General features: G+C 68.2%; 11 protein-coding genes and 1 pseudogene. 7 read left to right on the top strand and 5 right to left on the bottom strand.

Going from position 1 to position 8,656, the window contains the following annotated elements:
* Positions 1-187 (top strand): hypothetical protein (locus tag AB0958_RS43405; protein WP_366896004.1); only part of this gene is annotated, 187 nt, incomplete at its 5' end.
* Positions 188-391: 204 nt separating this feature from the next.
* On the opposite strand, the gene AB0958_RS43400 is transcribed toward AB0958_RS43405, so the two are convergent.
* The 3 genes from AB0958_RS43400 to AB0958_RS43390 form a co-directional block, all read right to left on the bottom strand.
* Complete coding sequence (locus AB0958_RS43400) at positions 392-1,087, bottom strand: type 1 glutamine amidotransferase domain-containing protein (RefSeq protein WP_366896003.1); 696 nt, start codon at positions 1,085-1,087, stop codon at positions 392-394.
* Between the two features lie 380 nt (positions 1,088-1,467).
* Positions 1,468-1,803 (bottom strand): MOSC domain-containing protein, encoded by a 336-nt coding sequence (locus AB0958_RS43395; protein WP_366896002.1) that lies wholly within the window; start codon positions 1,801-1,803, stop codon positions 1,468-1,470.
* Between the two features lie 6 nt (positions 1,804-1,809).
* The gene (locus tag AB0958_RS43390) at positions 1,810-1,980 is read right to left on the bottom strand and encodes a hypothetical protein (RefSeq protein ID WP_366896001.1); all 171 of its coding nucleotides are present in this window, start codon (positions 1,978-1,980) and stop codon (positions 1,810-1,812) included.
* A 195-nt stretch (positions 1,981-2,175) separates the two neighbouring features.
* Between AB0958_RS43390 and AB0958_RS43385 the strand changes: the two genes are divergently transcribed.
* The 4 genes from AB0958_RS43385 (at position 2,176) to AB0958_RS43370 (ending at position 4,974) form a co-directional block, all read left to right on the top strand.
* Positions 2,176-2,940: an SDR family oxidoreductase gene (locus AB0958_RS43385; protein ID WP_366896000.1), complete on the top strand. Its 765-nt coding sequence runs from the start codon at positions 2,176-2,178 to the stop codon at positions 2,938-2,940.
* Positions 2,919-3,458 carry a hypothetical protein gene (locus AB0958_RS43380; protein WP_188306453.1) on the top strand — a complete coding sequence of 180 codons (540 nt, stop codon included), beginning with the start codon at positions 2,919-2,921 and terminating at the stop codon, positions 3,456-3,458. Before AB0958_RS43385 ends, AB0958_RS43380 begins: the two co-directional genes overlap by 22 nt.
* A 419-nt stretch (positions 3,459-3,877) precedes the next feature.
* Positions 3,878-4,348, top strand: coding sequence for a VOC family protein (locus AB0958_RS43375; protein ID WP_359008639.1), 471 nt, complete (start codon positions 3,878-3,880; stop codon positions 4,346-4,348).
* 194 nt (positions 4,349-4,542) lie between these two features.
* Positions 4,543-4,974, top strand: a complete 432-nt coding sequence (locus tag AB0958_RS43370; protein WP_366895999.1) for a VOC family protein — start codon at positions 4,543-4,545, stop codon at positions 4,972-4,974.
* A 123-nt stretch (positions 4,975-5,097) separates the two neighbouring features.
* Here AB0958_RS43370 and AB0958_RS43365 read toward each other — a convergent pair whose 3' ends face one another.
* Positions 5,098-5,499 (bottom strand): hypothetical protein, encoded by a 402-nt coding sequence (locus tag AB0958_RS43365; RefSeq protein ID WP_366895998.1) that lies wholly within the window; start codon positions 5,497-5,499, stop codon positions 5,098-5,100.
* Between AB0958_RS43365 and AB0958_RS43360 the strand changes: the two are divergent.
* Both AB0958_RS43360 and AB0958_RS43355 read left to right on the top strand, forming a co-directional pair.
* Positions 5,499-5,681 (top strand): annotated as a pseudogene (locus AB0958_RS43360) (SAM-dependent methyltransferase); the annotation flags it as partial. The gene AB0958_RS43365 and the pseudogene AB0958_RS43360 overlap by 1 nt on opposite strands.
* A 160-nt stretch (positions 5,682-5,841) precedes the next feature.
* Positions 5,842-6,477, top strand: a complete 636-nt coding sequence (locus tag AB0958_RS43355; protein WP_366895997.1) for a transposase family protein — start codon at positions 5,842-5,844, stop codon at positions 6,475-6,477.
* Positions 6,478-6,788: 311 nt separating this feature from the next.
* Here AB0958_RS43355 and AB0958_RS43350 read toward each other — a convergent pair whose 3' ends face one another.
* On the bottom strand, positions 6,789-8,351 hold the full coding sequence (locus AB0958_RS43350) for a hypothetical protein (protein ID WP_366895996.1): 1,563 nt from the start codon (positions 8,349-8,351) through the stop codon (positions 6,789-6,791).
* Between the last annotated feature and the right edge of the window lie 305 nt (positions 8,352-8,656).

Genomic DNA, 8,656 nt, shown 5'->3' with positions numbered 1-8,656 from the left:
TGAAGCTGCCGAGCCGGTAACCGTAGGCGTCCTCGTAGTCGGTGGGGACGCGCAGGTGGTGGTGTTCGGCGTGGAAGCGGGTCGCGGCCGCCAGCTGATGCCCATCGTCGACGCGGTCAGGACAGTTGCACTCGATCTGGAGCGCTCAGGCGAACTCCGTGACGGGACGGGCGACGCATACCACTGACACGGGGCAAGCCGTCGTGGCCAGCGGGACCGTACCGAGGTGCCAGCCATGCAGGCACGCCCGAAAACCCGGACCGGGTTCGCGCAGGCGCCACTCTCACGAGGCCGAGGAAGCGCCCACCCATCCGGCAGCAGTGTCAGAGGGCGGTACGTTACGTGATGTCCGTTTCGGTGCCGCCAGATCGTGTGACTGTGGAACCTTGGGTCACTTGAGGATCTCCAGCATCCGGTTCCCGAGGACCGCGGCCGAGGCCGGGTTCTGTCCGGTCACCAGGTTTCGGTCCTCGACCATATAGGGCTCCCAGACCGGACCACGACTGAACTTGACCCCGACCTTCGCCTTCACGTCGGTCTCCAGCAGCCATGGTGCCTTGGCGGCCAGTCCGACGCCATCCTCCTCCTCGTCGGTGAAGCAGGTGATGTTGTGGCTCTTGAACGGCGATTCACCGTGGATCCTGGTGGCCAGCATCGCGGCGGGACCGTGACAGACGATGAACAGCGGGTTGCCCGAGGCCAACTGCTGGGTCAGCAGCCGCCCCACGTCGGCGTCCCACGCCAGGTCTGCCATCGGACCGTGACCGCCCGGCAGGTAGAGCGCGTCGTAGTCCTCCAGGCGCACGTCTGACAGCTGCAGCGGTCGACGCATCACCTCCGCGGAACGGATGACGGCCTCCAGCTCCAGGGCGCTGTCGTTTCCGCCGACCATCTCGGGACGCAGGCTCATCATGTCGACGGTCGGAGTCACACCGCTCGGCGTCGCGACGACGACGTCGTGACCGGCGTCCGTGAGGATCTTGTACGGGTTCGCGAATTCCTCGGCCCAGTAGCCGGTCGCGTGTCGCGTGCCGTCCTTCAACACCCAGTAGGTGGCTCCACTGACGATGAAGAGCACCTTTGCCATGGCAGAAATCCCCTCTCGGGCGCATGCCAGGAGTGGTTTCGGCGGGATGCCCCACGCAACCGACTCGCCCCGCCGGTGGTCTCTCCCTCCCCACCGTCTCTCCCTCCCCACCACAACCACGCTAGGCAGCTGCGCCGACCGCACGCAACCCGCGGCTCCGTCGGCGGACTCGGACTCGCCTCGCGCCGTCGGCGGTGGTGCCCTCGACCACGGACGCATCCGGTCACACGTCCAGGACCACGTCGGTCGGCTCGGTCGGCCGGGCCGCGGCCGGGGGCGTCGAACAGCAGATGAGCGCGCTTCCTCCAGCGGGGGTCCCGGGACTGCGGGGCGTACTCGACGTGGCCGCAGGTAGAGCAGCGCGTCGATCTCCGCGGCGGTCATCTCCTCAGACCCGAGAAGACTTCACGATCTTGTCCCCGGCCCGCACCCGCCCTTCGGTCAGCACCCGCATGGAGAGGGCCCGGGTGCCGATGGGACAGCAGCAGGGCGGCCATCTGTGGCTCGCCGAGCCGCAACCCCACGCGGTAGCACGTCAACCGGGGTTGGTTGACTTCGACGACCGTACCGCCGATCTGGTGGCGGTCACCGATGCACACCTCGTCGTCGGCGAGTCGGTCCACGGTGAGGTTCTCGCCGAACTGGCCGTACGTGAAGTCGTTCCGTTCCAGGGAGTCCTGCCAATGGCGGTAGGAGCTCAACTGGTGGACCAGCACGGCACGCTACTCGCCGGCGTGCCCGGCAAGGTCACCTTGGCCGTCGCCGTCCAGGTCGAGCCGGCGCGCCATCACGGGCCCGGCGACGGGGTGCTTCCAGATGCCGCTGCGGGTGGTCCTGCCGTGCCAGGGGACGCCCCTCGGCGTGCCGACGTTCACGGCGATCAGAGCGGCCATGACCTGTGCTCCTCCCAGCTCGGCAGGGCGGTGCGTCCAGCGTCGTGCGGTCGGCCGCCGGCCGTACCCGATGAGCTCCACGCGGGCGCCGGGGCTCGGCCGGACGTAGGGTGAGAACCGGTGGGCGCAGTCGTCGTGCGCGGCCCGCCGTGAGCCGGAGACTTCCAGCGTGAGCACCTCAGCTTGGACATGCCGATGAGCTCGGAGAAGAAGGTGGCAATCGTCACCGGTGCGTCACAAGGCATCGGTGCGGCCCTCGCTGACGCGTACCGCGGGCGTGGGTACGCCGTCGTTGCGACCGCGCGGTCCATCCCCTCGTCGCACGATGCGGACGTGCTCGCCGTGCCCGGCGACCTGAGCCGGCCCGGTACCGGTGCACAGATCGTCGAGCAGGCGCTGGATCGCTTCGGTCGGATCGACACGCTGGTGAACAACGCCGGCGTCTACATGGAGAAACCGTTCACCGACTACACCGACGCCGACTACGACCTGGTGACCGGCGTCAACCTGCGCGGCTTCTTCGACGTCACGCGCAGCGCCATCCCTGCGATGCTCGCCGGCGGCGATGGCGGGCACGTCCTGTGCGTGTCGACGTCGCTGGTCGACCGCGCCAACGCACGCATACCCGCGGCGCTCACCTCACTGACCAAAGGTGGCCTGGCCGCAGCGACGAAGGAACTGGCCATCGAATACGCGGCGCGCCGGATCCGCGCCAACGCCGTCTCACTCGGCGTCATCCGCACTCCGCTGCACCCGGACGACCCGGGCGGCACGCTCGCCGCGCTGCACCCGCTCGGGCGGATGGGCGAGATCGAGGACGTCGTCGAGGCGGTCATGTACCTCGAACAGGCCTCGTTCGTCACCGGCGAGATCCTGCAACGTCGACGGCGGCCAGAGCGCCGGCTTCTGAAAGAACCGGGATCGGGAGTGATCGACCCATGCGCACGCGCAAGCAGCTGACGCCGCTCGGCGCCGTCGGTGCGGGTCTGGCGGCGGGAGTGATCGGCACCGTCTGCATGGACACCGTGCGGTTCCTGCGCCAGCGACGAGCCGGCGGCGAACACAACGCCCTGCATTGGGAGTTCGCCCCGGTTCGCAGCTGGCAGGAGGCGCCGGATCCCGGCCAGGTCGCCAAGCGCCTGGCCGAGGCCTTCACCCAGAGCGAGCTGCCGGACGGCGCGGCGTTCCCCGTCAGCACGTTCATGCACTGGGCCTACGGAGTAGGCAACGCTGCCTTCTACGGCATTGTCAGCGCCTCGCTGCGCAAGCCCCACGTCCTCTACGGGCTCCCGTACGGCGCGCTCGTGTGGCTCAGCGGATACGTGGTACTTCCGATCGCGGGACTCTACAAACCCATCTGGACCTACGATGCGAAGACGCTGGGTGATGATCTGACCGCCCACCTCGCCTACGGCGTCGGCACGAGCAGCGCTTTCTGGTTGCTGAGCAGGGCTTCCGTGTTCTCGCGGCAACTGTAGTCCGCGATCCGCGGTGACGGCGTGCCGATCGTCACCGCCGAGATGACTTACCGATACGGCCCGGACTGGACCGGACCTCGGTGCCCGAATACCGCTCGCCCGGTACAACCTTGCCGCCGGACCGACCTTCCTCGTCCGCGAGGGACCGGCCGCCCGCAGCCACGACGGGTGCGCGAGGTCCGCCAGCCGTTACCCACCTTCTGAAGGCGCCTCACAACGCGATCCTGGCCGAGCGGCCCCGGCCAGTGCCTGCGTTCGGTGACTTGCGGCGACAGCCCGCGCATCTGCCGGAAGGGTGATGCCGTGAATTATTGGCTTCTTCGAGGGAATGCTGGAGCAACGTTGAATCCCGCTCATGTCAACGCCGCCTGCAGGCCTCGCGGTCAACGGGCTATGAGACCGACCTGCGGAGGTACCAGATGGCCGAGCTCCCCCCACCGCCAGAAGGAATTGTGCTGGCCCACTTCATCGTCTCGGACGATGTCGAGCGCTCTCGGCGCTTCTACACCGAAGTACTCGGCGGCCGGGTGGCCTACTCCGGCCCCGGAGGGCTGACCTATGTCGCCCTGGCCAACAGCTGGATCATCATCAATGTCGGCGGCGGCCCGACCGACGACAAGCCGTCGGTCACCCTGGCCACGCCACGCGATCCCGACCGGGTCAGCAGCTTCCTCAATATCCGGGTCAAGGACGTCCACGCCTTGTACGCGGAGTGGAGCGCCCGGGGCGCCCAGTTTCTGACACCGCCGAAACAGCACGAGTACGAGATCCGCTGCTACATCCGCGATCCCGACGGCCACCTGATCGAAGTAGGACAGACTACCGACCCCGAGGGAGACTGGTCGCCCGCTCACTGGCCGTCAAGTACGCGCGCTGGCGATTCGGAGTGAATGCCGGGGTCCCGGCCACACTCGGCGAGTCCCACCTGCCCGCGAATCGCGGGAGATGGAAGCCCGATCTGGGCCGAGAAGAGGATCGGAATTTCAGAGAACAAGCTGTCGCAAGGTAATGCTATGCATGCAGAGGGTCATGTCTACTTCGATCCGGTCGTCAGTGGGATGACACAAGCCAGTGGGGGTGTCAGATGGTCGAGCTCCCGCCGCCCATCGATGGGGTCCTGCTGGGACACTTCATCGCCCCGGACGATGTAGAGCGCTCCCGGCGCTTCTACACCGAGGTGCTCGGCGGCACCACGATCTTTGGCGGAGTACCGACCGTCGTCGCTCTGTCCAACACCTGGATCGTCATCAACGCCGGTGGCGGTCCGACCGACGACAAGCCGACGGTCACGCTGAAGACGCCGCGCGATCCCGACCGAGTCAACAGCTTCCTCAATTTCCGGGTCAGGGACATCGAGGCGGTGTACGCCGAGTGGAGCGCCCGGGGTGCTCAGTTCCTGACGCCGCCGAAGCAGCACCCGTACGAGATCCGCTGCTACATCCGCGATCCCGACGGCCACCTGATCGAGGTGGGTCAGACCACCGACCCGAGGGGCGACTGGGCGCCTGCTTTCTGAGGCGCCCCCGAGGTTTCCGGACAGAGACCCAAATCCAGCACAGCGGTGAGCTGCGTGATCTGCTCGGCCTGCGCGGCGATCTCCCGCTCGCGCTCCTCCAGTCGTGCCAGACCGCACCCAGGGTCAGTTCCCCACCGGTCGTCCGCCGCGCCAGGATAGGGTCGCGCTGCCCGTCAGCCGACGGGTCATCACGTCGCTTATCACCCAGTACACCCGGGATTCGGCCGAGGACGGGCGGTGCTCGTAGTCGCGCACCAGCCGCCGGTGCAGCATCAAGATCCCGTTCGTCTGCTCCACGCGCCACCGGATCGGCTGCGGGACGAACCCGGCATCGGCAGGGTTGCGCTCGACAACCTCGACCTCGATGCCCACCTGCCTGCCGTGGTCCACGACGGTCTTCTTGAATCCCTGGTCCACCAGGGCCTTCGTCACGGTGCCGGCGGCACTGGCAGCGACCTTGTCGAGCAGGGCGGTGCCGAAGGCGTTGTCGTGGACGGAGGCAGCCAGCACCACCACGGCGATCATCGGCGGCATCCATGTGGCTCTCGGAGATGCCCGACGACCCGGTGGGCTGGCTCGCCGGACACGGCTGGGAGGCCAGCTGCCACACCCTGCGCGAACGCGCTGCCGCCTACGGCCGCCCGATCAGCACCCCGCCGCAGCGCGAGGAGCGGCCCGGCGGACTGATTTCGGCGATCCGCCGGTAGAGCGCCTCCCGGTTCCCTGATGATCGATTTCAAGGGGACCTGAAGAGTGGAGCCAGGTTCATACGCGGCCGGCCAGCCATGCGCGCAGACCGCCTGCGACCACTGAAGTCCGCCCGAAAACCGCCTGGCTGGACGGTGGTGTGGTCGACAGTCATTCGCCGTGAACAAAGTGCTCCGGCAGTTGAACGAGCTGCTGTTTTCCTCGGTCGAGGGCGTGTTGGTGGAATCGGTCGAGGTGATCGACACGGTCGTCCGGGTCAAGGCCCGTACGACCGCAGGACGGGCGGCCTGTCCGGGGTGCGGGTGCTGGTCGGGGCGAATTCGTGGCTCCTGTCTGCGATTTCCTCGTGATCTACCGACGGCGGGCAAGTGCGTCGTGGTGTCGTTACGGATGCGGAGGTTCGTCTGCGAGAAGGAATCTTGCGAGCGCATGACCTTCGCCGAGCAAGTACCCGGCCTCACCCGCAGGTTCGGGCGACGGACCGAGCGGCTGCGGTCGACGCTGGTGTCGGTCGGTCGGTCGGTCGGTCTCGCGCTCGCGGGCCGGGCCGGCGCCCGGATGACGGACGCCCTCAAGGTTTCGGTCACGGAACACCCTGTTGAGGCTGTTCGCCTCGCTTCCAGACCCCGCCACCGCAGTACCCCGCGTGGTCGGCGTGGACGAGTACGCCCAGCGCCAGGGTCGTGTCTACGGAACCGTGCTCGTCGACGTCGATCCAGCACCGTGCTCGTCGACGTCGAGACACGTCGCCCGGTCGACCTCGCACAACCCTGGCGCGTAGTACAGGCGGCGTGAACCGCAACGCAGACACGGCGGCGGGACGACCGGGCCGCCCGGCCAGCAGGTGAAACAGAACTCCACCCGCGACATCGCCGGCGGCCGTCGCCCACACACGCTGCACATGGCCTGGACCCGAGTCGGGGCGCTCACAGCGGCGGCACGGACCGCGCCACCGGCCGCTTGGCGGCCATGCCCGAAGCCGGAGCCGGGGGGCAGCACTGCGTGTGCGGGCCACACAGCGGGCGCGGCCCGCCTCCGGCGGCTCTCCGCCGAACTGCTCACCGGCACGGGGGCAGCCGCCTGTGACCACCCCCGCACGCCGCCCGTCAGTCGTCGGTCACCGTGATGCGCAGTGGTCCGCCGGGCACGGGCAGACCGACGCCGTTGGGGTAGCCGTACTGGCTGTACAGGTCACCCGCGTCCGTGAGCGTGAAACCGACCGTGTACACGCCGGGCGTGAGGCCCTCGTACAGGGGCACCTGCAGCTCGAGCGGGCCGTTCGTCACGGAGCTGATGCCGCCGGACATGCCGCCGACCGGGTCCCCGGATGCGTCGTACACGGTGAGGCTGAAGCGGTTGACGCCCACGAACGACGTCACGTCCAGGGTCAGTACGGCGTTGCGCCGCAGGGTGCTGGCGGGTACAGACGTGACATCGAGCGAGGCGGAGTTCACCACCGGTGCCGCCGTGTCGGGGATCTGGGTGGCGACCAGGTCCAACGCCGGCCCGTGGAAATCCGGGCCGTACGCCGCGGTGTCACCGGCGCCGTCGGTGATGCCGATCCCTGTGACCGCGCACTTCCTGGTGTAGACGGGCGGCACAGTGGCCGCCACTGAGATCGAGCCGTCGTCCGCGATCTCGGGGTTCTTCGTGACCGACCCGCCGCAACCGTCCAGCAGCACCGTCACGGAGGCGATCCCGTCGCGAAAGCCGGCTGGCTTCATGGTGACCGCCAGCCGCGCGGTGCCGTTCCAGTTGTTGTACTGCCTGGGGCTGATGGCAAAGTCGGTCGCCCGCAGCGTGCCGTTCTGCGTGACGTGCACCGGGTCCTGGGAGAGGCCCCGGAAGACGCTGACGGTTCCCGAGGCGTCGGTCAGCCTGAGCCGCGAGACGGACCAGGTCCCGGCGGGGGCGCCGGCGGGGATGGTGACGTCGACCGTGCACCAGACGTCATGGCTGTCGTAACCGGGGTAGTCTCCGCACTGCTGTGAACCGTCGGTGTTCGGCACCAGCCGAAACGTTCCGCTCACCGTCGCGCCCTGCGGGCCGGCGAGGACGAGCCGCCCACGGAAGAACCCGGACTCGTCGTCGGTGATGTTCAGCCGGTACCGTGCGGTGACGGAGGCATCGGCGTTGTACAGGTATTCCGGCTGGTCCAGCACCTGTCCGAGCTGGTCGTAGGCCGGCCCGGTCGAGTCGACGAGGTGCGTGGCGGTGAACTCTGCCCCGTACTTGGCCAGCCTCTGCCGCCCCACGGTCAGTGTGGCGCCCCGGTCGTCCTTGGCCTCGGCCCTCACCACGGCCCATCGGGCCATGGGCTGACGGGCGTACTGCGGTACGGGGAAGGCGTAGCTGTAGTGCGCGGACGCCATGCTGCCGTCGACCGGGTTCGCCTGGTAGGGCCACTCCGGCTGGAAAGAGAACGTGAGGGCTTGCGGCGCCCCGACGAGACGTCCGTCGGTCCCGACCTGCTGCACGGTGAGGGACCCCAACATGTCGGTGGCCGCCGTGTCACCGTCCTGGACCGTCCAGTCGATCGTGACCGTGCCGTCGCCGGAGGAGGCGTCGACGGTGCTTGACTCGACGGACAGCGCCGTCAGTTGGATCCCGGTCCGCTGCTGTCCGTTCTCCGCCTGCGCCGGTCCGGCCGCCAGCGTACCGAGCAGCATCCCTCCCACGGTTGCGGCGAGCAGTCCGAATCTCCACGGTCTCTTCCTGGCCTTCACGACGAGAACCCCTCCCTGGACACTGAGATCTTGCTGAGCCGAGGGATGCTAACAGCGCGGGTCTGGCGACGCCGTACGAATTTACGGTGCGCTGCGGGCATCATGTTGGAGTCCCGGGACTTCGGGTCCGTTGAGGTCTTGCTGCGCCCTAGCTGTTCTGTCCACGGAGGTTGGTGACGCAGTTCTCGGCTGAGAGATCTTGAAATGGGTGAGGGCCTTCTGGCCTGGTGTGGATTGCGACATCTGCA

It is taken from the genome of Streptomyces sp. NPDC006655 (assembly GCF_040703965.1).
Classification (GTDB): domain Bacteria; phylum Actinomycetota; class Actinomycetes; order Streptomycetales; family Streptomycetaceae; genus Streptomyces.
This window is presented reverse-complemented; position numbering and strand designations above follow the sequence as displayed.